Annotated in this window: 24 protein-coding genes; 16 read left to right on the top strand and 8 right to left on the bottom strand. The window is 40.1% G+C overall.

Going from position 1 to position 26,220, the window contains the following annotated elements:
• From F607_RS0114355 to F607_RS32900, 5 genes are all read left to right on the top strand, one after another.
• Nucleotides 1-237, top strand: a 237-nt coding sequence (locus F607_RS0114355) for a transposase (protein WP_157365478.1), incomplete at its 5' end; no start/stop codon positions are given.
• 105 nt (nucleotides 238-342) lie between these two features.
• Nucleotides 343-1,965 (top strand): AMP-binding protein, encoded by a 1,623-nt coding sequence (locus tag F607_RS29825; RefSeq protein WP_051311493.1) that lies wholly within the window; start codon nucleotides 343-345, stop codon nucleotides 1,963-1,965.
• A gap of 59 nt (nucleotides 1,966-2,024) precedes the next feature.
• On the top strand, nucleotides 2,025-4,838 hold the full coding sequence (locus F607_RS0114345) for a beta-ketoacyl [acyl carrier protein] synthase domain-containing protein (protein ID WP_027708641.1): 2,814 nt from the start codon (nucleotides 2,025-2,027) through the stop codon (nucleotides 4,836-4,838).
• A gap of 24 nt (nucleotides 4,839-4,862) precedes the next feature.
• Nucleotides 4,863-5,183, top strand: a complete 321-nt coding sequence (locus F607_RS0114340; protein WP_027708640.1) for a RedY protein — start codon at nucleotides 4,863-4,865, stop codon at nucleotides 5,181-5,183.
• Between the two features lie 181 nt (nucleotides 5,184-5,364).
• The gene (locus tag F607_RS32900) at nucleotides 5,365-6,531 is read left to right on the top strand and encodes a nitroreductase family protein (RefSeq protein ID WP_051311492.1); all 1,167 of its coding nucleotides are present in this window, start codon (nucleotides 5,365-5,367) and stop codon (nucleotides 6,529-6,531) included.
• Nucleotides 6,532-6,556: 25 nt separating this feature from the next.
• On the opposite strand, the gene F607_RS0114330 is transcribed toward F607_RS32900, so the two are convergent.
• Nucleotides 6,557-7,273: a DUF4336 domain-containing protein gene (locus F607_RS0114330; protein ID WP_230400409.1), complete on the bottom strand. Its 717-nt coding sequence runs from the start codon at nucleotides 7,271-7,273 to the stop codon at nucleotides 6,557-6,559.
• 207 nt (nucleotides 7,274-7,480) lie between these two features.
• On the opposite strand from F607_RS0114330, the gene F607_RS0114325 reads away from it, so the two are divergent.
• Nucleotides 7,481-7,948: a hypothetical protein gene (locus F607_RS0114325; protein ID WP_027708638.1), complete on the top strand. Its 468-nt coding sequence runs from the start codon at nucleotides 7,481-7,483 to the stop codon at nucleotides 7,946-7,948.
• A gap of 207 nt (nucleotides 7,949-8,155) precedes the next feature.
• A complete protein-coding gene (locus F607_RS29815) occupies nucleotides 8,156-8,872 on the top strand; it encodes a penicillin-insensitive murein endopeptidase (RefSeq protein WP_038291413.1) in 717 nt (238 codons plus the stop codon).
• Between the two features lie 133 nt (nucleotides 8,873-9,005).
• Here the strand turns inward: F607_RS29815 and F607_RS0114315 are convergent, their stop codons facing one another.
• Nucleotides 9,006-10,091 (bottom strand): PLP-dependent cysteine synthase family protein, encoded by a 1,086-nt coding sequence (locus F607_RS0114315; protein WP_027708637.1) that lies wholly within the window; start codon nucleotides 10,089-10,091, stop codon nucleotides 9,006-9,008.
• A gap of 411 nt (nucleotides 10,092-10,502) precedes the next feature.
• Between F607_RS0114315 and F607_RS0114305 the strand changes: the two genes are divergently transcribed.
• The 3 genes from F607_RS0114305 (at nucleotide 10,503) to F607_RS0114295 (ending at nucleotide 12,526) form a co-directional block, all read left to right on the top strand.
• Nucleotides 10,503-10,889 (top strand): DUF2721 domain-containing protein, encoded by a 387-nt coding sequence (locus tag F607_RS0114305; protein ID WP_051311491.1) that lies wholly within the window; start codon nucleotides 10,503-10,505, stop codon nucleotides 10,887-10,889.
• Complete coding sequence (locus F607_RS0114300) at nucleotides 10,886-11,620, top strand: 4'-phosphopantetheinyl transferase family protein (RefSeq protein WP_027708635.1); 735 nt, start codon at nucleotides 10,886-10,888, stop codon at nucleotides 11,618-11,620. Before F607_RS0114305 ends, F607_RS0114300 begins: the two co-directional genes overlap by 4 nt.
• A gap of 138 nt (nucleotides 11,621-11,758) precedes the next feature.
• Complete coding sequence (locus F607_RS0114295) at nucleotides 11,759-12,526, top strand: substrate-binding periplasmic protein (RefSeq protein WP_084611248.1); 768 nt, start codon at nucleotides 11,759-11,761, stop codon at nucleotides 12,524-12,526.
• A 320-nt stretch (nucleotides 12,527-12,846) separates the two neighbouring features.
• Here the strand turns inward: F607_RS0114295 and F607_RS0114290 are convergent, their stop codons facing one another.
• The 3 genes from F607_RS0114290 to F607_RS0114280 all read right to left on the bottom strand — a co-directional run bounded on the left by F607_RS0114290 (nucleotide 12,847) and on the right by F607_RS0114280 (nucleotide 14,855).
• Entirely contained in the window at nucleotides 12,847-13,143 is a 297-nt protein-coding gene (locus F607_RS0114290) for an MTH1187 family thiamine-binding protein (RefSeq protein WP_027708633.1), read from the bottom strand.
• 328 nt (nucleotides 13,144-13,471) lie between these two features.
• A complete protein-coding gene (locus F607_RS29810) occupies nucleotides 13,472-13,882 on the bottom strand; it encodes a DUF5329 family protein (protein ID WP_051311490.1) in 411 nt (136 codons plus the stop codon).
• 232 nt (nucleotides 13,883-14,114) lie between these two features.
• A complete protein-coding gene (locus F607_RS0114280) occupies nucleotides 14,115-14,855 on the bottom strand; it encodes an NUDIX hydrolase (RefSeq protein WP_230400408.1) in 741 nt (246 codons plus the stop codon).
• 325 nt (nucleotides 14,856-15,180) lie between these two features.
• Here F607_RS0114280 and F607_RS0114275 point away from each other — a divergent pair, with 325 nt between their 5' ends.
• From F607_RS0114275 to F607_RS0114265, 3 genes are read left to right on the top strand one after another with little or no spacing between them, the layout of a single operon-like run.
• On the top strand, nucleotides 15,181-15,843 hold the full coding sequence (locus F607_RS0114275) for an isochorismatase family protein (protein ID WP_230400407.1): 663 nt from the start codon (nucleotides 15,181-15,183) through the stop codon (nucleotides 15,841-15,843).
• A gap of 12 nt (nucleotides 15,844-15,855) precedes the next feature.
• On the top strand, nucleotides 15,856-17,037 hold the full coding sequence (pncB, locus tag F607_RS0114270) for a nicotinate phosphoribosyltransferase (protein ID WP_027708630.1): 1,182 nt from the start codon (nucleotides 15,856-15,858) through the stop codon (nucleotides 17,035-17,037).
• Between the two features lie 12 nt (nucleotides 17,038-17,049).
• The gene (locus tag F607_RS0114265) at nucleotides 17,050-18,717 is read left to right on the top strand and encodes an NAD+ synthase (RefSeq protein ID WP_038291412.1); all 1,668 of its coding nucleotides are present in this window, start codon (nucleotides 17,050-17,052) and stop codon (nucleotides 18,715-18,717) included.
• A gap of 85 nt (nucleotides 18,718-18,802) precedes the next feature.
• Here F607_RS0114265 and sodB read toward each other — a convergent pair whose 3' ends face one another.
• On the bottom strand, nucleotides 18,803-19,384 hold the full coding sequence (gene sodB, locus F607_RS0114260) for a superoxide dismutase [Fe] (RefSeq protein ID WP_027708628.1): 582 nt from the start codon (nucleotides 19,382-19,384) through the stop codon (nucleotides 18,803-18,805).
• A gap of 361 nt (nucleotides 19,385-19,745) precedes the next feature.
• On the bottom strand, nucleotides 19,746-20,870 hold the full coding sequence (locus tag F607_RS0114250) for a saccharopine dehydrogenase family protein (RefSeq protein WP_169719800.1): 1,125 nt from the start codon (nucleotides 20,868-20,870) through the stop codon (nucleotides 19,746-19,748).
• Nucleotides 20,871-21,070: 200 nt separating this feature from the next.
• Between F607_RS0114250 and F607_RS0114245 the strand changes: the two genes are divergently transcribed.
• Together F607_RS0114245 and F607_RS0114240 are read left to right on the top strand one after the other, a co-directional pair.
• On the top strand, nucleotides 21,071-21,952 hold the full coding sequence (locus F607_RS0114245; RefSeq protein ID WP_027708626.1) for a coiled-coil domain-containing protein: 882 nt from the start codon (nucleotides 21,071-21,073) through the stop codon (nucleotides 21,950-21,952).
• Nucleotides 21,953-22,517: 565 nt separating this feature from the next.
• Nucleotides 22,518-23,597, top strand: a complete 1,080-nt coding sequence (locus F607_RS0114240) for a hypothetical protein (RefSeq protein WP_027708625.1) — start codon at nucleotides 22,518-22,520, stop codon at nucleotides 23,595-23,597.
• A 23-nt stretch (nucleotides 23,598-23,620) separates the two neighbouring features.
• Here F607_RS0114240 and F607_RS32895 read toward each other — a convergent pair whose 3' ends face one another.
• Complete coding sequence (locus tag F607_RS32895; RefSeq protein ID WP_051311488.1) at nucleotides 23,621-25,840, bottom strand: SUMF1/EgtB/PvdO family nonheme iron enzyme; 2,220 nt, start codon at nucleotides 25,838-25,840, stop codon at nucleotides 23,621-23,623.
• 171 nt (nucleotides 25,841-26,011) lie between these two features.
• Between F607_RS32895 and F607_RS0114230 the strand changes: the two genes are divergently transcribed.
• Nucleotides 26,012-26,220, top strand: a 209-nt coding sequence (locus tag F607_RS0114230; protein ID WP_027708624.1) for a helix-turn-helix domain-containing protein, incomplete at its 3' end; no start/stop codon positions are given.

Here is a 26,220-nt window from a genome sequence, read left to right as displayed (position 1 = left end):
CCAGTCGTTGAATGGGTAAAAGAGTCCCATGAAATCACTCGTAGCATAATACTTGAGGTCGTTGAAAAAGCGGGTAAAGGGTTTAATGTTGTAAAAAAACGCTGGGTTGTTGAGCGTACTTTTTCATGGTTAATCAACTATAGGCGTCATTCTAAAGATTATGAAGTTTTAACGAGAAATAGTGAGGCAATGATTCACATTGCTATGCTGCATATTTTAGTCAAAAGAGTTGCTTAAATTTTGATTTTTAAGACACCTTCTAAGCGAAAGTTGGGGTTAGTCTGGCCTTATTAATAATTCGTAGAGGCTATAATATAAAAGGGTATAGGCTGGGGGGCTACGATGGACACTTATAAATTTTGTCCGGTAATAGATTATTTACGCTTTTCTGCTCAACATTTTGCCAACAATGATGCTTTTGTTGGTGTTGATAAAATAACTTACCAGGAATTTTATCTCAATGTTCGAACTTTGGCGGGATGTTTTAAAATACATGGTGTTGGGAAAGTAGAGCGTGTTGCCATCTGGTTGCCTAAATGCGGTGAATACCCATTAGCTATTTATGCTGCAATGGAGGTGGGAGCTGTTTATGTACCTATGGATGGTTCACAACCTTTGGATCGGGCTTGCAAAATTCTAGAGAAATCCGAGCCGGTAGTTCTTGTGACTGACTGCGCACGATTTGAGGCATTAGATCATGATTTTCCACCAAGCATCCAGCTAATAATTTTGATTGATGCAGACCTGAATTTTGCGATTGAAGCAAATTATCCTGCAGCGGTAATTCCTTTATTACGGCTCCCTTATATGGGTACGCCATTGCCTGAGCCAGAGTCCTGCTATGAACAGGATCTTGCAGCAATTTTATTCACATCTGGTTCAACCGGTATGCCTAAGGGTGTGAAAATTAGTCATGGTAATCTACATTATTTTGTTGATTGGGCCGTCAGTACTTTTCAAATTTCCTGTAATGATGTATTTGCAAATCATGCAGGTTTCCACTTTGACTTAAGTACATTTGACTTATTTGCGGCTGCTGCCGTGGGTGGGGCTGTATGGCTTATAAGAGATGATGAACAGCGAAATGTCAATGCACTGATTCAAGGTATTGAACAGTTTAATATTTCTGTATGGTATAGTGTGCCTTCAGTATTAATTTTATTAAATAATGCACAGTTTGATATGCATAAAGTGATGAGTACTATGCGTTATGTATTATTTGCTGGAGAGGTTTTTCCTATAAAGCATTTACGTGAGCTTGAGTGCTATTTACCTGATGGTTGTGCTTTATTTAATTTGTATGGTCCAACAGAAACGAATGTTTGTCTCTACTATCAGGTTGAAAAAAGCGTGTTGCAAGCTAATAAACCGGTATATATTGGTCAACCGTTACCAGGTTCAACCATTGAAATTATAGATGAAAAAGGACAAGCGGTTATTAGTGAAGGCTGTGTTGGGGAGTTGCTTGTTACAGGGCCATGTGTAACCCCAGGCTATTGGCGGCATTATGATAGTGTAAACTCACTCAATCATTCGAAAGGTATTCATGCGACAGGTGACTTAGTTTGTTATGAGCGTGGTTTCTTAACATATCTTGGAAGAAAAGATCGTATGATAAAGTTGAATGGTAATCGAGTAGAGCTGGGTGAAATTGAATCTGCGATAAGTTCTATGCAAGAAGTAAAAGAAGTGGCTGTTATTGCGGAGTTAACAGAATCTTCTCAGCACATTGTTGCATATTGCAGTTTAACGAATATCCAAAACAAGATTACCTCTATTGCTGTTAAACAGTTTTGTGCACAAAAGATACCGCGTTACATGATTCCAAAGTTTATTAGGCTATTACCTGAATTACCTAAAAATGCTAATGGGAAAATTGATTATATAGCATTAAAAGCGTTATCTAGCAAAAATCAACGTAAAGTAATTAATAATAATGCGTCTAAGGCTGAGGAAGTTTCTTGATTATTAAAGAGTATACTGATGTGAGAAAAGTACACTCTCTGACTTAATTGGGACAAAATATGAAAGTTGTTGATACTCAACAGCCACTCGCTATTATAGGGGTAGGTTGTTTGTACCCTCAGTGCCATAATGCAGAACAGTTTTGGCAGCAGTTTGTTCAAGCAAATACTTATTTTAGTCGACTACCATTATCTCGGTTTCAAATTTATGATTCTGATGTTAAGTCACTTTTCTCAAATTGGCAGGGCGCTTTTTTTAAAACAGTTGATTTTGATTTAAAACGTTTTCGTATTCCTCCTATTTATAGGAAAGCCATTGCTTCAATTACGGGTATGTACCTGGATGTGGCAGAACAATGTTTTCATAGTGCTGCTTTACAAAATCAGGTTTCAAAAAACAATAAAATTGATGTCGTTTGTGGAACTTGCTTTGGCTTTGATAGTACCTATTTAAATACACTTAAGTTAGCAGGTATAACATCACTGGATGAGATATTAGCAACTGATACAAAGAAATTAGCGTTACTGAAAAATTTGCTTCACGAATATTTTGGCTGTTCATCTCATGATCGTGTTGGCGAAATGGGGAGTAGTATTCCTGCTCGTATTGCAAGTTATTTCGGTTTACATGGGCGTATACAGGCTATTGAAAGTGCTGATGCAAGTGGTTTTTTTGCTTTGGAATCGGCAGCCTTATCATTGCAAGCAGGGTTGAGTGATGCGGTTATGGTGATAACCGCGCAATGTGTTGAAAGTTTGTTGATGCCATTGATGTTAAATAAAAAAGGATTTAGTGCATCAGGGAGCAGCAACCCATTTTCATTTGAGAGTAATGGTGCTCTACTTGGGGAGGGAGCGGCAGGTGTTGTATTAAAAAGACTCACTGATGCAAGAGACAATGGTGATCATATTTATGCTGTTATTTCTGGTATTGCAGCAAATAATTCTGCCTGTGGGTTTAAATATAATGCAGATAGTAAAGCTAAATTATCCACAGTAGAAAAGGCCTGTACTTATGCAGGGATAAATATCAATAGTATTGATTATATCGATTGTATCTTTGCTGAAAACGAATCAGACAAAGCTGCTACATTAAGTACATTGGATAGTATATATGCTGTAAGGAAAAAGGGCTTACCACTTTATTTGAATACTTCAGTGGGAGTCTATGGGCATACATTTGCAAATGCAGTCATGACAGGTGTAGTTGCTACCAGTTTGGCAATTCATCATCAAACACTACCTGCATCTGTATTAAATAATCATGAAATTTCAGACTTATTGCATAAGTCATCGGCTGTAACTAAAAGCTCATTTAAGCAGTCGTGGTATAACGATAGTAACAGATATATCGCGAGTGTAATGGGTGCTGCGTTAAATGGTTTAAATTGGAATATAATACTGAGCGATCCTTTAGCGTCCAGTAAAATTTCTAACCTTGTTAATCAAAAGTCGGTTAATTCCTGTAATAAAGTTGTTACGCAAAACGAAGCACTATTTGATTCAGAGCCTATTGCTATTGTCGGATTAGGTAGTGCTTTTGGACAAAGTGATTCGGTAAATGCTTTTTGGCAGGATTTATTAGCTTCTACAGATCATCTGCAGCGAATACCTGATGATGTTCTGCCAAGAAAAAAGTTTTATCATAATGGGCCTTCACAGTACTTATCGAGCTATGCTGAAATAGGAGCAATACTGCAAAGGCAAGATTCAAGTTTAGCTAGGTTTAAATTATTTCCAAAGCGTATAGCCCGTATGGATAAGGTGCAAAAGATTGCTTTAGCCATTGCTGAAGAGGCTTTACAAGACAGTGGTTTTTTTGAAAAACAACTACCGGATATTAACGCTGCAATAATTGTTGCCAGTAACTTGTGTCTATCGAAAGAGCGTGAGAATGTTGCCAATCTATGCCGAAATAAGTTGACTGAAATTATTCAACAGGCTTACCCAGAATATACCGCATCACAAGTTACTTATAATATTATAGACGATATTAATCATTTAACACTGGATGGCGCACTGGCCAGTGGAACGGCGAGTTTAATTGCTCAAAGTATGCAGTTACCCGCTGCACCTTTCGCGGTAGAAGCTGCATGTGCATCTACTTTTGCAGCATTACAGAATGCGGTATTGGCATTACAACAGCGACGCTATAACTTGGTTTTAGCGGGTGGAATTGAGTTACCAGTGAACCTGCGAGACTTAGTACTTTGCTCAGCACAAATGATGCTTTCTAAGGAAAAAATCTCTCCTTTTACAAATCAAGCAGACGGATTTTCCCCTGGTGACGGCGCAGCCTTTTTTGTATTAAAGCGTCTATCTGATGCAAAGCAGGCTGGCGATAAAATATATGCGACTATTGATGCGATTGCTGGGTCTGCTGATGCTGGTTCAATGACTGCACCTGATGCTGAAGGACAAACCCTTGCAATTGAGCGTGCTTTCGCTCAAGTAAAATACAAACCAAGTGATGTGCAGTATGTAGAGGCCCATGGTACAGGAACACGTTTGGGAGATATGGCTGAACTCACAGCGCTTAACAATGTATACGGCAATGAGAAAAATAACGCTAAGCCAAGGTCAATGTCGCTAATGATAGGTTCAGTGAAGGCAAGTAATGGGCATACTTTTGCTGCTGCTGGCGGCGCTGGTCTAATGAAGACAGTATTAGCATTACATCATAAGATAATACCAGCGACATTATTAAGAGGTAAGATTGATCCACGGTTACCGTTAATTAAAATACCTGCTGAAATAGTGTCTAGTAATAAAAAATGGCCAGCTAGTAATAGTCGGCGATATGCTGCTGTAAGTTCTTTTGGGACGGGTGGAATTAATTACCACTTACTAGTTTCTGCAAGTGATAATGACTAGTTGTAGATATTAAGGAGAAAAGATATGGATACGATTATTCATAAAATACGACTATTGGATATTAATAAAGCCTCTGATTTTGAACGTTGGGTTGAAACCACTGACTATGCAACATGCCCAGATTTACCCAGTGTATTACAATTTGATGTTCACAGGGTATCTCAGGCCCCAGATGCTTCATATCATTATGTAGAAATTATTAAAGTGACCAGTCACGCTGATTTTTCGAACGATATGAATACGGACGTTTTTGCAGGGCTTGTTTCGCGATTTACCTCAATGGCTGAAGTCATTGAGGAAGTTTCAGGTGTCCAGTTAGGTCTTGGCTACAGGGCTAATTATTAAATGGGCTACTCTGGGCAATCGAATATAAATTTGCCTTTAAAAAAACGTTGCTCAAAGCCTGTGTAAAAGCATCGAGCGCGCTGACAATCATTTTCTGGAGGGTTGCAAAAAGTAGGCTTGCAATACTTGATTTTCTGTTTACACGTTTGTTAGCATTTATTTTGTCAGTTGAGGGGCCATCATGAATAAAAAATTGTTAGATGCTGTAAATAATGCGATTGAAATTGCTCGTTGGGCACCCTCATCTCATAACTGCCAACCATGGAAGGTAATTACACTGGAAAGTGCAGGTAAACAATATGATGTATTATTAGATAAGCCGTTAAAATCCAATGTGTTATTATGTTGTCTAGCGCTAGATAAAAAGCGTCAATTAAATGCATTACCTAGTTTGCGATTTGAGATGTATGTAAGCTGTGGTCTTTTTTTAGGGCTATTTTGGCTAGCGGTTACCCAGCAAAAAGTACGTTGTCGTTTTCATTGGTTATGTGATAATGATTTAAATCTTTCATGGTTACAGCTGGCTTCCGAGCATGAAAGTGAACTGCTTGTTGCAATGACTCTTAGTACAGAAGACTTTGAAGCTGACAATGAATATCAGGTTAGTCGAACAACATCTCGGCTTAATCAACTGCTTGAGCTGGTAAGTACACGGCGTACATTTCGGGGCTTATTTCAGGATGACTTGTTTGATCAAGAAACGATAAGTAATCTTTTATCTAATCATTGGCCCCAGCTTCTCACGGGGCTTGAAGCTTCTGCCCATTTTGAACAAGATATTGACCATATTCATGGCGTGACACAGCTGGTTGCAAAATATGCTGCGTTGGATTTTTCAAGTTATCGTGCATGGAAAGAAACCTATCGGTATTTACGGTTTGATTTGCAGGATGATGCTGAAGATGGTTTTTACCTGCAAAGTCTTTTTGGCCCCATGCCAAAGCGAAAAATAAAGTTTTATGAGTATATCTTATCTCCGTTAGTCATGCAGATGCTGCGCTTGGTTAATGTACCACAGCATATGGCGACAGAACTGAGTAAGTTGGTTGATAAGTCAGCGCAGTTGTTAATTATAAAACTTAACAAAGAGCGTTTAAGTAAGCGCAATTTAGTTATGACAGGTGCTCGACTGATGGAGATTTGGTTGCAGGCTCATCACATGGGTGTAGCATTACATCCAATCAGTGTTTTGTTGCAACATGATGAGCCTCGGGGGACTTTGCAAAGTTTATTACAGTGTCATAATGAAAGAATTGTGTTTGTAGCGCGAGCCGGTTACATAAATACAGCTGCAAGTGTCAGCCCTAGACGACCGGTTCAAAGTATCCATACTGCTGTTGGCTCTTAGGGTCTGTTACATATAATTTAACACTTTAATGGTGTTCGGTTAGCCATTTAAATGACTCATCGAGAAACGAGTGCGCATCTTGGAATATACACTCTCCATGAGCAAGAATAATCGTATTTATATCCCACTTTAATATTAGGTCAAGAGACTGTTGTGCTTGTTTTTTGCTACCAAAAGAAAAGCTTAGTCGCCAATCGGCAGGCATTTTCCCATGGGGAGCAAGAACGCCAGTAAATCGGGCAATGGCACGCTGCCAACGACCAAAATGGTCAGGATCAAAGTTTTCGATAAGATCGGTCACGATCAATGTCTTAGATGGTTTATGATAAAATACGGCTTCTTCCATCGCAGGGCTGCCATGAAAGATAGTTTGATCGATATCCTGCTGCCAGTATTCTTCTGGTGTATCCTTTAGCTCTGCAGTAAATGAAATATCATCCCTTTTTTTACAAAGCTCAGGTGTTCCAAATATCAATGCCTTGGGATAGGTGCTGATCCAGTCTGTTAAAAATAAATGGTGTAGTTTATTGGGAGCAATTAAGTAACAAATGTCGCCTAGTTCTTTGAGGGCCTGTTGTAACGATGGGGTTAAATGAATTGGGGAGTGAATCCATAGTTTATTATCAGGCAATCTAATAATGGTCATACGGGTTGAGTATGAAAACCCATAAAAATTAACGTCTTCTCCATTACATAGCCAGATATTATCTGTAACATTAATTAAACTATCTGAGTGACTCACTACTCACCTTCCTTGAAATTGATATTTTTTACAAAATAAATATATGCAGTACGTTTTTTTCTCACTTGCCATGTTATCAATCAAGTGATAAATAAAAAATAGTTTTGTAGGCTACTCTTAAATTTAACCTAATACCTTTAGGGGTTAACACTGTTCACCATTTTAACGAATAGATTAAATAGGTAAAAGACAGAAAGGATGCTGCAAATGAAGGGATATTTGAGTATAGGGGTTGTAGCCCTAACAGTTTTTTTTTCGGGGTGTGGTAACAATGGCACACCTGCACCGGTTACACCTCCGGCGGTACTCGCTAACTGTGGTGCTATGACCGGAGCGATGAAGGGGGTTGGTGCGGATGTGACAACAGGCATCTCGATGGATGTAAATACAACTTTTACAATGACCAATAATGAATTTGTCAGTATTGATTGGACAGTTAATGGTCAGTCACAACCTAGAGATCCCGTCAGCGGTCGTAAAGGTAGTGGTAATGTAATAACAACTAAGAAGGGGCCTCCACCTGAATTTGATGTGAATGTTACAATACAACAGGATGGCTATACCATTACGATTACTGGAAGTATTGTGGGTGCGCCAACCTGTACAGGTAATGGCCGGTGGACTGCGAAAAAAGATAATAGAAATGCAGGAAGTGGAACTTGGAGCATTCCATAGGGAAGCTGTGTAAAAATACATAGGCTCTTACTTGTACCAAAAACGATGGTAACTGCTATCGTTTTTGGTATGAGAGATTAGGATATCAAGTTGTTTGCATGTAAGTTTTGGTATTTTTTATTGAAATATTTGGACAAAGACGCTAAGTGTTTTTGGGAATAGTGTGTTAGATTGCGCTCAGTAATAGAAGCAAAGTTGTTATAGATAATGTTAGTAAAAACGTTGTTTGGTTTAATGCTAGGTTTTTGTTGTGGCATTGCAGTGGGTAGTACGCAAGTAAACAGTACCTGTTATGGCACAACTGCAAACGGCCGCCTATTAAATGGTGTCTCTTTACCGGACGAAGGCAAAAACTTTATAACCTATAGTGTTACTGCTGCAGCCTTAGGGCGTACTTATGTTCACTCCACTGTAAGGAGTGTGATTTTGGATGCATATCAAGCACTGAGTCAATCATTGCCTAAAACACAGTTTAAATTCGGTGAAACAGGTTTTAAAGAAGGTGGACGCTTTAGGCCCCATAAAACACATCAAAATGGCCTGTCAGTGGACTTTATGGTTCCAGTGAAAGACAAGTCAGGACAACCCAGTATTTTACCCACTCATGTGTTTAATAAATTCGGTTATGCTGTTGAATTTGATCAGACGGGTCGTACAGATGATTTATATATTGATTTTCCTGCGATTGCAGCTCATTTAAGAGCATTGCATCAGACAGCAACGCAACGTGGTATTAAAATCTGGCGTATTATTTTTGACCCCAAATTGCAACCTTATCTTTGGCAAACAGCAGATGGCGCCTATTTACGTAAGCATTTAACTTTTTCTAAGCGCCGATCGTGGGTCAGGCATGATGAGCATTATCATGTGGACTTTATCATACCATGCAAGCCGTTAAGTAGTTATGCAGATGATAGTCAGTAGACTATACCCTTTGCGAATCAATTTTATGTGCGCAATCCATAGCGCACACCCTAACAGGCCAGACTAGCCCTGCTAAGAATCCTTCGCTTTGGGTATATCAACCTCTCGATTAAACTTATCGTTGTTGTGGCTGTTATTGAATGTTCGGTAAATACCCCGTATTCCAGAAAGACTCTAATGCTTGTGTATAAGGGACTAAATCAAACTGTTGATCTTTCAACCACTGATCATTGTAATACGTGTTTAAATAGCGATCACCTGAGTCACAAATCAAGGTAACGATACTGCCATGCTCACCACGTTGTTGCATTTCACTGACTATTTGTAAAGTGCCATAGAAGTTAGTGCCTGTGGAGCCTCCCAGTTTACGTCCCAGTATTTTTTCGAGAAAGTGGATGCTGGCAAATGATGCGGCATCAGGAATACGTTGCATGCGGTCAATGACTGTCGCAATAAAAGAAGGTTCTACTCGAGGACGGCCAATACCTTCAATACGTGAACATTGGTGACTTGTTAAGCTAGCGTCACCACTTTGATAGTAATCGATAAAAACCGAGTGTTCAGGATCCACGACAGCTAACTGAGTATTATGATGCCGCTGAGGGTGATAACGAATGTAACGACCAATCGTAGCAGAGGTTCCACCCGTGCCAGCACTTACTACAATCCAGTTTGGTACGGGATAGCGTTCCGCGCTCATTTGTCTGAAGATTGAGTCCGCAATATTATTATTTCCACGCCAGTCAGTAACACGCTCGGCAAAGGTAAATTGATCCATATAGTGACCATTCAACTCTTTTGCGAGCCGCTCTGACTCAGCATATATTTGGTCTGGAGAAACTAAATGACACTGGCCACCATAAAACTCAATCTGCGCTATTTTTTGAGGGGCTGTGGTTTTTGGGATTACCGCAATGAAAGGAAGCCCCAATAGCCGTGCAAAGTAAGCTTCGGAAATCGCTGTACTCCCTGATGAGGATTCAATGATGGGGGTATCTTTTTTAATCCAGCCATTACAAAGGCCATAAAGGAATAGTGAGCGAGCAAGGCGGTGTTTTAGACTTCCAGAAGGATGTGTTGACTCATCTTTAAAGTAGAGGTCAATATTAGGAACACTTGGAATATCCAGTTTAATCAGATGTGTATCTGCAGAGCGCTTAAAGTCGGCCTCAATCTGTTGAATTGCAGTATTTACCCAGTGTCGTGCTTCAATTGTCATGGTGGCTCCAGTGATTAGTCTGAGAAAAATACCTTTGGTTTTATGGTTTTTGTTGTACAGGTATGTTTATGAGTGCAATCCTTAGCTGCTAGGCTCGTTATTTAAGTTGATAGCGCATGTGAAGTAGTGCCCTGAGTCCCCAAACGAAACGTTATCATATTAATCTATATACTAAAGTTTATTCAGTTTGGTTATAAACATATAGCTCATTTTACTGTAGTGTACTGTATAAGCAAAGCCCAAGGTGCTGATGGCGTTATTGTTTGCTGTATTTTCCTCAAAAGAGGTTGCTTCAGAGAGGGGAAGTATGAGTATAGAAGCTACACGGTGCCTACTCATTGATGGTTAACACCTTATTGCTATCAATTCGTTGTATAATTTTGATAATTCTTGTTTAGCAGAAGTTTTTTTATGCAAATTACTATTACTACACCAGGCCTATTGTTTCCAGCAATATCGCTATTACTATTAGCCTACACAAACCGGTTTTTAGTAATAGCCCAGTTAATCAGGGAGTTGCGTAAACGCATCGACCAAGGAAAAGCATGTAATACTAAGCGACAAATAACGAATTTACGAAAAAGAGTTAACCTAATTCGAAGTATGCAGTGGTTTGGCGTGTTTAGTTTTTTACTATGTACCTTTTCGATGATTGCGATATTGCTTGAGTATTATGGTGTAGGTGAGATTTTATTTGGGTTGAGTCTGGCATTTATTACCTTGTCACTATTATGTTCGTTATGGGAGATCCAAATTTCTGGTGAAGCACTCAATATCGAACTGGAAGGCATGGAGTGAGTGTTAATACGGTAAACAGTTTGTTTTTGCCTCATATTCCTGAGCAGATTTCGGAAAAAGAGGCTTTATTAATTGAAGTAGATAGACAGGTATTGCCTTCACATAACGAGCTTATGCACTACCTGACCGCTTCTGAAAAAAAACAGTTTTCTTCTGTAGAATATGCTCAAGCTCGGGATCGAATGATTGTGAGTAGAGCTATGCTAAGAGTACTGCTTGGCTACTATTTATCCTGCTCTCCAGAAGCTGTTGCTATGGCAACGAGATCTTATGGAAAACCTGAACTTAAAGACCAGGTTTTATTCTTTAATGTGTCTCATACTAAACATAAGTATATGTATTTGCTCGCTAGGAGTGTTCCTGTTGGTGTTGATACGGAGTATATAAACCCTCGAAAGCAGTGGCATGACATTGCCCGGGATTATTTTCACCCTGATGAATATGCTTTTCTTTTAAAAAGCGTGGGTGATCCTGATGCTATTCGACAGTTTTATAGTATATGGGTAGGTAAAGAAGCTGTTATGAAGTTTTCAGGGTTTGGTATGTCATTACCCATCAATAGTTTTTGTATTTACCCTGATAAGGAATTACAAACTGTTTATTATGAGTTTAAAAAAAAGCTATATTGTTGTGCTCTTCGATTGATGGAACGTCGAGATCAATTTAAATGTGCAATAGCGACACCTGAAGGAGAAAAAATAAAAATTAACCACATTATCATTAATGAGTGATTGATCGTTTTTAATCTTGCTTTTTTGTGCTGTGTTCGTTTATGTGAAAGCTGCATAATGGTGATATAATTACCTTTAAAATAAAGGGTATAGCACAGGGTAGCGCTTATGCTCGAAAAGTGATGAGTAAGGTAAAGAATGATGAAAAAAATTATTGTTATTTTGTCAGCATTAATGATGTTCAGTAGCCTTACTTATGCGGCAAAGATTAAAGTCTTACGAGCAGACTTTCGTGAACGTCCCCCCCTTATGTTTCAGGTTGGAGGTAAGCCAGGAGGGCCTTTGGTTGATATCTTGAACCTGGTAGCAAAAGAGGGTGGTTATAGAATATCCTGGCGTAAGAGTCCCTTTCAACGGAGTATTAAAGATATCAAACTGGGTACAGTAGATATTATTCCACGAGTATCTTTAAATGAAAAAAGAGCGAAATTTTTACACTTTTTGGGTCCTGTAGGGTATCGGCTTGCCAATACACTTTTTTTAACAGAAACTCAGCTTAAAACTAAAATAGCAAGTTATAACAATTTATATGGATTGGTAGTTGGTGCAAAACGAGGCTCATTCTATTTTGACGAGTTTAATAACGATAACTCCTTAAATAAAAAGCTGTATGGACACTATTCTGCTATGGCTCGAGCACTATCAAGTGGAGAAGTTAACGTATTGGCAGTGATAGAGTCTGACCGTAAAATGCAAGAGCAAGAATTTGGTGGTGCAGTGGGTAGTCAATATGTTTATGCAGATTATGTTCATGTTAGAAAAGAACCAGTTTATTATGCACTTTCCAAAAAATCTCCTTACTCAGACCAAAAAGATACACTGAATTCAATATTACAGTCTCTAATAGACTCAGGAAAGGTTAAAGCAATTTATAATAAACATAAAGTGCCGTTTACAAGTAAATAATATGGCTGCAGTAAAGCGTGGTTATTTAGTATTTTTTGATTGAAATACTTTTGTGCAAAGTCTACATAATGTCCCTTGAACACGCTGTAAGTTCTTCCCTGTAAGTTTGTTTACCATGTCCTTGCGACAAACAGCTCGGTATGCATTACCCATCCGTTGTCTTGCCAGGTTATACATTGATATATCACAGTTGTTTGTTTAAGCGTGATTGGGGATTGTAATAAGTTGGTTTGCAAAGCTTGAATTTGTCTGTGAAACAGATGCCGAGTGCATAAAGAGAAGTGGAGACCAAGGCTGTTGTGAGTGTTTGAGGCATGAATTTACCATTTGTTTTCTACACTGGAAACTTTATCTGCTATAGATTGATCTCGGTCAGTCCGAGTGCCGACTTTTAAAGTTGTTGTGATTCGTGGCGCTCCCATAGCATGAATTGCTCCATGGCAAGCTTTGATTGCGCTAAATACTGCATCCCACTCTCCTTCGATAAGGGTACCGTAAGCATGTAGCTCCCAACTGAGTCCTGCATTATCAAGAATAGGCTTGCAGGCTGCAATATAAGGCGATAGTGATACGCCAACGCCTAACGGGATAATACAAAGGTCAACCATAACCTTCATTATAATGCTCCTTATTAATCAAATAGTGTTTACAGGCCCTAAGGTGATTAAGCACTGATGTAAGCTTAGCAAAAGTTTGAGGGTATTAGTCTATAACAAGCAATGACATAATAGTCGTGTGACTCATTAAGGTGGGTAGGAGTGAGATATTTTGAATTTAGGAGAAAGGCGATGATGATAATGTGGTTGTTCACTTTTTTAACGTTTTATATTTTCAGCACATTAGCAGGATTCTGTGCTAGTTAGCTTTTGGATCGTGTTAGCTAATTAGCAATGCAGTTTCTTAAAGGAAACTAAATTGAGCAATCACATTATCATCAGATGTGTACTAATTAAGAGTGACAGAAGCTGTATTGCTTTGTACAGTTCTAAATTTGTTTAACTCTGCAAGCAACCAGTCTTGAGCCCGCATTGGCTCGAGATTCGGACATAGGACTTGGTAATCTTTGCCAGTAATAGTACTACGGGAGGCGGTCATTTGGATGAAGTCTTCTGTGTTATTAATTTCATCACGAAAATAATCATATCGCTTTAAAATGTGGGATGCGGCTTCAGTAGCACTGTGTTTCGCGCCATTTCGTTCCATAAGACATGCTGAGTTCCGAACAAAGTCAACAAGGTGGTTGATTTCCATTTTCTGTTCAGGGGGAACGTCTGCCACTCCAGTATTTGTGAATAAAAGCACAGCGAAGAAAAGTAACAGCTGTTTATGCCAGCAAGTTGTAGTGTTTGTGTGCATAGCCTTCCTCACATTTTTTAGTATTTAGGTTTTGCTACCGCTAGTTTGCTGTTTCCTTAAAAAGAAGCTTAGGATTATTAGCTTTATTATTATGACTGAGTCAGTGACTTAAAAGCTATGAAGTTAATAACATAACTAGCGGATATATTGGTGGCGATGACCACATGTCTAAAAAACACGCAACAATAGACATTTTGTCAAGAAAATAGTGTATCAATATTAGGATAACTACTTATTCTTGCTGAGTTGTGTGATAAAGCCGGTTATAAAAGTGGGCTTTTGCCGTTTTTTTCAAGCGGTAAAGCGCTGCAGGACGATTGCTCCCATAGCGTTTTTTGCCTGTATCTTCGAGTAAATCTTCGTGCAAAAAGCGATTGCGAATAGAACGCATAGGAGGGGCTTTTTTCAAAATAGCGGCAAAAACGTCGCGTATGTCGGCAAGGGTAAACTCTTCCGGTAATAAGTAGACCGGTAAAGATGTATATTGAATTTTGTTACGGAGTCGTTCTAATGCTTGTGAAATAAGGTGGTTGTGGTCAAATGCTAACTGCTCTGTGACACTGTCTCCGATTATGCTGCACCATCGTACATCTTCTGTTTGCTGTTGAATATCAGTGCCAGGCAATAGTGCATAATAGATAACGGTTACTGACCAACCTCGTGGGTCACGCTGAGGGTTACCAACAGTACCTACTTGTTCAAGGTAGGGTGCCCTCATACCTGTTTTTTCATGAAGTTTTCTATGCGCTGTGGCATCCAAATCTTTATCTTGATCAATATCAATAAAACCACCAGGTAGACCAAGTTGCCCTATATGAGGGTGCTGTTTACGTGCACAGGTCAGCACCTGTAACTGTTGATTGTGAAGTCGAAATATCACCACATCGACACTGCAGAGTGGAGTTGTGTAGTGGTTAATATTGTACTGTTGCAAGTATTCTTCTTCACTGATCATAGTGTGATCAATGGGCATCTAACTTCGCCTCCGCCTGTTATCAGCACCGTACAACGGATATTAATCGTATTAAGCCATGTGTCATGTATATATAGCTTATGCTGTTGATCTGCAAATATTTTTCATTGATTATTCGGATGATACTTACATTAAAACCTGGTTTCTTCGGTTGTCACATCGTTTTTGAGCAGATAAACGCGGTTTAATACAAGGCTTATCAGCCGGAGGCCAGTTTACGCTATGTAAGCATGTTAAACAAAGTTGAAAGTAGTGAGATAGACTTGATATGTAAATGAATTAGGTTCACTATGTAAGTGAATTTGATTTATTAAGGGGTGTGGCCATGTATTTAGATAAAAGCATGAATCTCGGTAACAAGCAGTTTGTGGCCAGTTTTGATGTAGACGCCCAGCAAACTTTTACGCCATTATGTTCTGATGAGTTGCCTGTACCTGATGGCCACACTATTGTGGAAGAGCTAAATGCTCAGGCACAATTGGCCGGTTGGCGCATTGGCTCCAAAGATGCACATAGCCCACATGCTATTTGGGTTGCAGATGAAGATCACCCTCCGTTACAGCCAGTAGAAGGCAAACATGTTGATGTGCGTTGGCCTGTGCATGCAGTTCCTGGTAGCAAGGGGTTTTCGCTATTACCAGGACTGCCAGAGCCTGCTGAGTATGATTTTTTTGTTTGGAAAGGGATTGAGTTAGATATGCATCCTTATGGAGCATGTTTTCATGATTTATCAAACAAGCTTAGTACGGGTGTCATTGAGTTCTTACATTTTCGCCAAATTCAATGGATTGTGCTGGGAGGACTGGCATTGGATTATTGTGTTAAAACAACCGCATTACAGCTGAGATCTGCTGGTTTCAAGGTCATTGTTAATTTAGCAGCGACCAGAGGACTTGCGCCTGAGTCAGCTGCTCATGCTAAAGCAGAAATGGGTAATGCTGGTGTGCTGTTTATTGCCCGTAGTAGTGATTTGAAGATCGTGTCGTAGAGGAGAGGTAACATGAGAGAACAAATAATTACCTCATTATTAGATACTGATTTATATAAGTTCACCATGCAACAGGCGATGTTGCATCAATACCCTAATACCGACGTAGTTGCTAAGTTTAAATGTCGTAGCTCGATTGATTTAACAGCATTGCTGCCTGAACTACGTGAGCAAATTGAGGCATTAGCAGGCTTAACATTTAAGCAGGATGAAATACGATACTTAAAACAGTTGCCGTATTTAAAGCCCGATTTTGTTGATTTTTTGGCAACCTTTAAATTACAAGCACACTATATTAATGTGGGTATTGAGGATAACCAACTTGCAGTTACTGTTGCAGGTCCCTGGGTACAGGTAACGCATTTTGAGATTTTTCTGCTGGCAATAATTAGTGAATTATATAGTCGTAGATATTATTCCACAGTATCTATCGATGAGGGGCGGCAACGTCTCTATCAAAAAATAAAGCAAATAAAACAGGCTCAACCTGACTCCGGTCGTTTAGGCTTTAAACTGGTTGATTTTGGTACGCGCAGAAGATTCAGCCGAAACTGGCATTACGAGGTTGTTGATGTATTAAAGCACGAGTTACCAGACTTCTTTGTTGGAACAAGTAATGTTTATCTTGCCAGAGAAATGGATATTGCACCTATTGGTACGATGGCCCATGAGTGGATACAGGCGCATCAAGGATTAGATGTCAGGCTGGTAGATAGCCAAAAAGCGGCACTTGAGGCATGGGTTAAAGAGTATCGAGGTGAGCTTGGTATTGCTTTGACTGATACGATTAGTATGCAAGCCTTTTTACGTGACTTTGACCGTTACTTGGCAAAAGTATTTGATGGTCTGCGCCATGACTCTGGTGACCCCATACTATGGGGAGAGCAGGCTTTAGCACACTATAAGGCGCTTGATATTGATCCTAAAAGTAAGCAGTTAGTCTTCAGTGATGGATTGAATATTACTCAAGCCCTCAATATCTATCAGCATTTCAAAGGGCAGACGCAAACCAGTTTTGGAGTTGGCACTCACTTAAGTCATGACCTTGGTGTGCCAGCAATCAATATGGTATTGAAGTTAGTGGAGTGTAATGGTCAACCTGTTGCTAAGTTATCTGATAGCCCTGGAAAGGTCATGTGTCATGACGAGACATTTGTGACTTATTTAAAACAGGTTTTTGCTGTTGCTGCTTAAAGGGGAATGACTATGAAAGTAACCTTAGCCCAATTAAATTATCGTATTGGTGACTTGGCAGGAAACTGTAATAAAATAGCTGATGTGATACAGCAACAGGGAAATCAAGCGGATTTAATTGTTTTTTCTGAACTTTGTATTACTGGCTATTACCCGCTGGATTTATTGGATAAACCAGACTTTATAGCTAATCAGGATGAGTACATCGAGCGTATTAAAAAACTGTCTGAGCAATATTCAGCAGGTATTATTATAGGCTTTGTTGATCGTAATACGTTTTCTGGTAAACCGTACCATAATGCGTTGATGTTAATTGAAAGTGGTAACAGTTGTTTTATTTATCATAAAAAACTATTACCAACCTATAATATTTTTTCTGAAGCACGCCATTTTGAACCAGGAAAAATACCCGGTGTTTGTTTATTCCGTGGTCACCGGTTAGGCTTTTTAATTTGTGAAGATGGCTGGAATGATCAAGCGCCTTATCACTATGATAATAATCCAGTGCAGGATCTTGCTCGGGAAAAACCTGATTTGATCTTAGCCATAAACAGTTCGCCTTCTAATACAGGAAAACAGGAAGAACGGGTTTTACGATTCACGCAAATTGCTAAACACTGTCATGCGCCATTGGTTTATGTGAATCAAACGGGTGCGAATGATGACATTGTTTACGATGGTGCGAGCTTTGTTTGTGATGGAGAAGGGCAAGGAATACTTCAACTTCCAGCATTTGAAGAACATGTTGCAACGCTAATGATACCTGATAAAGCTGATAAAAACACATCTGTTGTGAGTTTGCTCAGTATGGATAATACGACACTTTATTATCAGCAGCTCATTATGGGTATCAGGGATTATGTGGCTAAGTGTGGTTTTCCTGGAATTGTAGTAGGCTCTTCTGGTGGAATTGATAGTGCTTTGACAATAGCACTTGCAAAGCTGGCCATTGGGGCTGATAAGGTGACTGCTATTACCATGCCCTCACGCTTTTCATCAGAAGGTAGTCTACAAGACTCAAAAGCGTTGTGTCATAACTTGAGCATTAAGCTTTATACCTACTCTATTGATGATGAGTTTGCTTTATCTTTACAGTCTTTTTCGAATGTATTTAAGGAGCCTGCAAGAGGACTCACCGCTGAAAATATTCAAGCGAGGATTCGTGGTCGGGTGTTGATGGAGTACAGTAACCAGACTGGCTATTTAGTGTTATCAACGGGTAATAAAAGTGAGCTGAGTGTGGGTTATGCTACCTTGTATGGTGACATGTGTGGTGGATTAAATGCATTAGGTGACTTGTATAAAATGCAAGTTTATGCGTTAGCTAATTACTATAATAAGCTTCATCCAGAAGCCGCTATTCCTCAGGAAATTATTGACAAAGCACCTTCAGCTGAACTGGCTGAAAATCAGCAGGATAGTGATTCATTGCCTGAATATCCGGTGTTAGATGCTATTTTGCGAAAGTATATTGAAGGTGATTTAATTTCGGTGAATGAGCAACAGCAAGATAGTGTTATTTTGCAACAAGTGTCGGCTGAGGTGATTGCTGATGTCAAAAAACGAGTTGATCGAGCTGAGTTTAAACGCCGTCAGGCTCCACCTATTATTCGTTTACAACGCCGCTCTTTTGGGATGGGTCGTCAACTGCCAATTAGCGGGAGTTATGCTCATTGGTAAAATTAAGCCAGTGACTTTTTGTTGAGATGAAGTCACTGACTTAGGTTATTACGTGCAGGTTATGGCTTAACTTGTACTGTAAAACTTATTCTGCGTAATTCTTGGCCGCAAACTCCCAGTTGACCAACGCCCAGAATGCTTTCAGATAGTCAGGACGTGAGTTACGGTAGTCGATGTAGTAAGCATGTTCCCATAAATCAACGGTTAACAAAGGCTTTTGGTTAGTTGTCAAAGGGGTAGCTGCATTGCTGGTGTTTACTATTTCCACGCTACCGTCTTCATTTTTAACCAGCCATGTCCAGGAAGAGCCAAAGTTATTAGCCGCTCTGTCATTCCATTGAGTTTTAAAGTCTTCAAATGAACCAAATGCTTTGTTGATGGCATCAGCAAGTTCACCTGTAGGCTCACCACCACCGTTTGGGCTTAGGCAGTGCCAGTAGAATGTGTGGTTCCAAATTTGTGCCGCATTGTTAAACATACCACCCTCAGCATGTTTAACAATATATTCCAGATCTTTGCCTTCAAGTGCTGTGCCTGGCAGTAAACCATTTAATTTGTCAACATAAGTCTTGTGGTGTTTACCATAATGGTAGTTAAGAGTTTCTTCAGAAATGTGTGGCTCAAGGGCGTTGCGCTCATAAGGTAAAGCTGGTAGTTCGATAGCCATATGCTACTCCCATTATCTCATCATTAGGTGCTAATCAATTACGGATTGCCAAAACAGTTATTGATGTACGTTAACTGAAGTCTAGGCAACAAGGTTTTCCCTTTGAGAAAGTTACTATAGAGAGGTATTTTTTTATTCCTCTTTTCATCGATTCCTTTTTATACATATACCCATGGGTCTGGGGTGTTTTATGTATAATAAGTCACATGATGTTACCCACAAAACATTCACTAAAGGCATCAGTTTTTATGCAATCTTAGCATTTTGGCTGATGCCTATCTACGTGATTCATGTGTGGTTATTTATACCCTTCATTATGTATTTTCCTAACTACTTGGTATAGGGTTTGACTTGTGGTTTTTCAAGAGGGTGATTGAGTTGTAATACGAATATTTGAGGTGTTAGGAAGGCTTTCTACACAGTTTCGCCCCATAAGCTGAGAGGGCGTGAAGTATCCTCCTTCACCGGCATAGTTCAACAGAAACTGTAATGCGAGCAGAACGCCTGCAACCGTTAAGTCATAACCATCAGCTGCCTCTAAAGAAGCTCGCTTAATCATTCCTGAGGAGTTTTTCACTTCACCCCAAAAGTAGGTAACACTTTGCTTGCGCTCTATATGATTTGGTATCTGAAATCTGGATGATATATATAAATACGCAAGCTTCTTGAGCCAAGGAAACTTGAGTAACCCCCTAAACCAGCGTAAACGTTTTAGCCAGGTTAAATGGGTTGCGTTGACAGGGTAAAGACATTCAATATTGGCGATTTGTGTACTGAAAAACGCAGAAGCAAGATCACCCCAAGGAATCGCGGTTGTTACTTTCTTACCCTGTTTAGTATCAATGTGACGTATATGATAGCCAAATGGTATTGGGATGAGCAGGCCATTTTGCCTGATCTGGCAACCGTTAGCGACTGCATTGTAAAGTGCTTTGACTGAGCCAGGGCTTAGTTTTCCATGCACTTCAAAACCCAGGGATAAGGATGTGGCATCAGGTAATGCATGCTTTAGCGTAGCAGCAATACAATCAGTTGGGATGACATCAAAGCCAACGCCAGGGCACAATACAATGCCTGTTTTCTGAGCTTGGCTATGAAAGCGTTGTACATTGACGAGGGTGGTTAAGTCGCCATTGATGTCTAAATAGTGTACGGCATTAGCAAGGCAGCTTTCTAACAGCGTGGTTGTATTAGGAGGAAATGGCCCAGCACAATTGATTAAAACATCAATATCATTTAGCTGTTCATTAGCTTCATCACCATTCAAAATATTAAAAATACGATAAGAACAGCCAAGCTCAGTGGCCAGGGGCATAATAAACTGCTCTTGTCTTCCTGCAAGAATAGGAGATAGGCCAAGGGCATGTGCTTTACGCGCAACCAGTGTGCCTGTATAGCCATTGGCACCATACAACAAACACTTTCTACCACTCAGTAATTCCTTAAAGTCGCTGTGCGACAATTGTTCCAGCGATTTTCGGAACACGGTGAAATCTCCTAAATAATTTTTTATGCCACCCTGGAGCCTGTGCAAGTCTATGATTGACTTCGCTTTTTGTCATGGCATCTTGCTGGAGGTACATTATCAAAGGTTTAGACGACTTACGCCAGTACTTGGGTTAAGCACGGCATTCCACTACAATCAGCGGTATAGTATTTATTGAGTAACTATTGAGCACCAACTGTATGAGTAGACACCTTGAAGACATCGATGACGACTTGCCAAGTATGGCAATTGCAAGGGACGATATTGCTGACCGTGCAATTCATCGACGTTCACCAGGTAAGGTAAATCAACCTGAGGTTAGAACACGTACTAATCCATTTTGGATATTATTACTACTGCTGCTCGTCGTGGCTGTGACAGGTGGTGGTGTTTTTGGCTATCAGCAGCTAACGGCGTTACAAGCTGAGCTAAATACCACAAAACAAGCCTATGACAAAGCAATTCAGCAGTTGCAGGATGTTACAGGCAAAGTATCAGCTACTGATGCATCTCTTACTGAGTCAGGTAGTAAAATTCAGCAGGCGATTGATAAAATTCAAATTGATTTAAAGCTTGCTCATTCAGAAATTCGTAAACTTTGGGATTTATCAAACAAGCGTAACAGAGCAGCCATTACTAAAGTGACAAAACAGCTGGCTCAGCAAGAAAAACTATTAGCAGAACTTCAGCCAGTATCAAGTCAGCTGAAACAAACCAACCAATCTTTACAAGTATTGGAAAAACGCTATAAGCAGGTTTCTTCCGATACACAGCAAGCTAAAAAGAGTGTTAAACAAGTACAGGCTTTACAACAAGCGCTTGCCAAACTTGAGAAACAGTTGCAGTCATTGTCTAGCCAGGTGTCTGTTGCCAGTACTGAGCAACTAGCAACCCAGGCGGCTTTACAAGAACAACTGGCACAGCTTGATAAGCAAGTTTCTGGTAAACAGCTTCAGTCTGATGTTGTGGCAAAACTGAAAAGTGTAGATGAGTCCATTCGCTCTATTGACGCTTTCCGTCGCCAAGTTAACAGTCAGTTATTGGCCCTTAAAAACGAAGTACGACAGCTGCGAAACCGCTAACAGGACCTGCTCAAGGTCCTCCTCCTTTGTATCTAACGTCTTGCAGTATTCGTTGCTATAAACGTCTGATGTTTTCTTATGCAGTGTTTTAGATATATAGGCGCATAAAAGTACTAAAATGCTAAAACAATTCACAGTTCTTGGTTATAAGGCATCACAGCATATCAATGGGATAGGGATATAATCCATTGATAGCTCTATCACGCCAAGCAAAGTTCATATAGAAGTGTATTGAATGTGTACTCAGGTATAGTTAGGTGTATCGAGAGTGGTAGAGTGGGATGTGTTTTTAAGAAAGATGCTACCGTAGACCGGTGATAAAGTTACACTTTGCTAGTATTTTAGTGACAGGAAACAGTTTTTGCTGGTAATGAGCGAGTAGCACCAAGTAGTGTAGTGATATTCGGGGTAACAAGTTGCTAAAAAGTGTTAGTGCTGTTGAGCAAGGCTGCTTGGTTATCACATAGCAAGTTGCTGTGTCTCCTGCTTCATCAGTCTAGGTGCAATATTTTGCTTCTTGTTGTTTTAGCAGTAAATAATGAATGCTATTTGAGAGTGTGTTGCAATGCTGAAGTTGTCACAGAGTTGTTTGCTACTACTGAGTGTTTTGTTGGTAGGATGTGGAACGCAGGGCACACGTTCGGGAGGAGGCTTTACCTCCATCAGTCCTGAAGAAGCACCTTTTGACTATAAAGGTGATGATTATGCGAAGCACTTAGGTGCTTATGAAGCACAGTTTAAACGACCTAATCAATGGTTGACGGGAAGTGATGGTCAATATTACTTTGCTTTTTTTGATGCGTCAGGTCAGTCAACAGGGCTAACAACTAATCAGCTCACTCAGGCCAGCCAAGTGGTTAAATCGTCACTGCTTGCTAGACCTTATGCGGTTGCAACTTTCTTTATACCTTCTGGTGATCAGCAATTAATTAGACGACTGCTTAAACAGCAGAAAGGGCTATTAACACCTGCTTATAAATTGACAGTAGAGAGGGAAATAATTCCTGATATTGATCGTACAACACGTTTATTTCATGAATACAGAAATAATTATGGTCTACGGTTAGTGTCCTTGAAAAATACGTTAAAATATCACGTTCGATTTGTAGCCAGTGTTGAAAGCCAATGTCCTACCCGAGCGTCAGAAGGTATTACCAGTTGTGTTATGCAAAGCTGGATGCTTTCGAATAGCTTAAGCAATATATTTAATACCGATAACCCCTACAATGTTGCCTTGTTAAATCGGCTGTTGAACCAAGAGTGGCCTAAGCTAGGTTATATTCTTCTAAATGACCAACCGCTTGTAGAGTCGCCGGCTGTAGTGAATATGAAGTTTGCTAACAGCTCCAGGTCTATGAAGCAAGCTACACCTGCAAAACGGGTTCAGGAAATAAAGCCTTATTTAAACAGAAGCCGTTGGGATATTGTGCTTGTTAAAAATGCAGATCAAACCCGGCGCGAACTTGCGGATAAAATGACTGAAGCAAGTGCTTACTGTGAGGTTAAACTTCTTCCACTAGAAGCGCTTGACCAATATAACCTTGCAACGGCTCCCAGTATCGGTGTCCGAGAAAAAGCTAAAGCGTATACTGATCGTATTGCACAACAGTTTTGTGGCAAGGTTATTCAGCAGTTGGCTCGATAACAAAAATTGTACTCTGTACTTGGTTAGCGTTTTAGCTCAAGCACTAGCCGAAAGCCAATTTGCTCATCTCGATAGGCGGGTGTTCGTTTTGCTCGCCGAGCAATACGTAAGTTTTCAATAGGATCAGTGAAACTACCGCCACGAATGACGCGATGGCTACAATGAGCTTTGTTGACCGAGCTGCCATTAGCGGGGTGTTGGCGATATGAATTTAGGTAACAGTCCTGTGTCCATTCTGCGATATTGCCAGCCATATCAAAAAGCTGGAAATCATTTGCAGGGTATTGCCCAACAGCTATTGCTTGAGAGCCTTTCAGTAAGCGTTTTAAATGATTTTCCCAGCAGCCTTCTGCACAGTTAGCTTTACCTACATGAGGCTTATTTCCCCAGACAAAACGAGTATAGCTCCCTGCTCTGGCGGCATATTCCCACTCAGCTTCAGTAGGTAGACGATAAATATAGCCAGTTTGTTTACTGAGCCATTGTGCGTAGGCTTTCGCATCATGCCAGGATATGTGGGTTATGGGTTTTCTACTATCTTTTTCACTAAGGGCTTCATGAAATACATAACCTGTTTTTTTTATAAATAAAGCGAAATCGACCCGAGTGATTTCATACTGGCTCATGGCGAAGTCGTTAGCAAGGTTAACCCAATGTAGGGGTTTTTCGCTGGCAGCACCCATGCCATCATTATCACCCATCCTAAAGCGGCCACCAGGTATTACAACCATTTTGGGACCATCGACACCCTCAGCTAAAGCGTGTTGAATTATCTTACCTTGCTTCATAGCTGGTGTTAGGGTGATAGTTTGCTTGACTTCAGAGGTGTTAACTTCCAGCCACTGTCGTTTAGCCTGGTAACCTGGGTGAGAAACTTCAACCAGATAACGCCCTGGAGGCAACTGCAGATTTTTTGTGTACTTAGGTTTTATATTAATAATACGAATAGTGCTGTCTGGAGGGTGTGTTTTAATTTGTACTGAATAACGTGCAGGAGAAAGTGTTAAATTCACCTGTGTCGGGGCTTGTTTGTGTTGTATGTTGAGTTGCTGTGGTTGATATCCAGGTTTACTGATGCTCACAGAGTAGTGGCCAGGCTCAAGTAATATCCCTTGTCTAAACGCGAGGCCAGAATGATTAAGTTGAATTGAGGCATCCTTGGGTATTACGTTGATTATCAACGGCATTTTGGAGATAACCGTGCTTGATTGATTTATTGCAGGTGGTTCTTGTTCATTGATGTTAATAGAGGTATCTGACCGTAGTCCATTGTTATTGAGCAACAATATACCTGGGACTGTTAATACTAGACCTGCTATTAATAAAGACTTCCCTGCAGGTTGTTTTTTTAATGGGGGGGAGGATGAGTGTGTGTTGACGAGTATATAGGGGGTAGTACTGTTTGCAGGTGGTGTTGCCCGCAGGTGGCCATGTTCGAGAAATTGATATTGTAGCTGACGTAATGTAAATGAAACTTCTTTGGCTGTTTGAAAGCGATGCTGTGGATTTTTCGCTAATGACAGGTTGAGAAAGGGCTGTAGTCCGCAGTATTTTTCTGGTAGTTGAGGGATAGCAGAATTTAAATGCTTTAAGCTAACCCTAAGTGGAGTATCGCCTCGAAAAGGGGGAAATCCCAAAAGCATTTCGTAACAAATGATGCCGAGACTGTATAAGTCGCTTCGACTATCAAACGACACCCGCCTTGCTTGTTCGGGACTCATGTATTCTGGGGTATAGTTGCTCGAAAAAAAAGCTGCTGATGTTTGCTTGGTTGTAGCATTAAGTGATGCATTGTTAAAGTCACTGAGCACCACTGAACCGTCATTGCGAAATAAAATATTATTGGGCTTTAGCTGCCCATGAGTAATATGTGTTTTATGAACAAAGGTAAGGGCATTGGCAATTTGCTGGAGTATTTGAAGTGTTTTATCTAAAGTTAACCCCTCTTGAATTTTGTCTGCAAGACTACCATTTTCACAGTACTCCATCGCAAAATAAGGGCAGTGATTAGCGGTAAGGCCGCATTCATAAATACTGATAATATGGGGGTGGATAAGGTCTGAAGTCAGCGCCGCGTTTTTTTTAAATAATGCTGTATCTAATTTACGTTGATTTTTATTTGATGTAGTTATTATTTTAACAATAACATAACGTTGTTTAACGCGGTCAATAGCATAGTAGACTTTTTTTTTGTCGTTACCTGCAATAAGTGAAAGTAATGTGTAGTTATTTAGCTCAAGCATACTATAGGCTGCATTTATAGTTTAGTATGTGCCCTCCGCTATAGCTGCTCAGAGTAGGCATAATCAGTGTTTCGTAAATAATGTCTCGCAGTTTCGGATAATAAGTGCAATTGGCATTAGAGAAGCCAGCTGATAGAGTTTGCGCTTCTCCCGACCAAGAGATGAAGCATTGTGAACTACAATCAGCTGACTGAGCATGAACGATACCAGATTTATTCGCTTTTAAAAGCAGGATTAAATCAAAAAGAAATTGCTAAGAACTTGGAACGAAATCCATCAACCATCTCTCGTGAGTTGATGCGTAATAAAGGACTTCGAGGATATCGTCCCAAACAGGCACAGCAGCTGTCAGATGACAGACGATCATCAGCTTATAAAGC

The sequence above is a fragment of the Zooshikella ganghwensis DSM 15267 genome (assembly GCF_000428585.1).
Classification (GTDB): domain Bacteria; phylum Pseudomonadota; class Gammaproteobacteria; order Pseudomonadales; family Zooshikellaceae; genus Zooshikella; species Zooshikella ganghwensis.
The sequence above is the reverse complement of the archived record's forward strand: the minus strand, read 5'-3'. Positions and strand labels throughout refer to the sequence as shown.